This is a genomic window from Acetobacter estunensis, assembly GCF_019083805.1.
GTDB classification, from domain to species: domain Bacteria; phylum Pseudomonadota; class Alphaproteobacteria; order Acetobacterales; family Acetobacteraceae; genus Acetobacter; species Acetobacter estunensis_A.
On record NZ_JAHRDV010000144.1, the window covers coordinates 1 to 246 of the forward strand.

The window sequence follows — 246 nt, forward strand, 5'->3', positions numbered from 1 at the left end:
TACAGCGACAGCAGCACATCCCCCAAGATCGGACTGTTGGCCACGGAGCCGAAGAAATCGTTATGCACCACGCAATCATGCGTGAGCAGGAACACATGCGAATGATGCTGTGAGAGACGCCCGAAGAGGTTGAGCGCAATTTCGAATATCACCGCTCTCTCAAGGGGCTGGAGGTCAAGACCTTCAATCAGGCCGAGGCCGCCCAGTGGCTTTACGAGGTGTATGGCGTCGAGGCACGGAACCTTT

The 246-nt window shown here is 56.1% G+C and carries 1 pseudogene; it reads right to left on the reverse strand.

What is annotated here, in order from left to right:
• Positions 1–246: pseudogene (locus tag KUA11_RS17320) on the reverse strand (hypothetical protein); the annotation flags it as partial.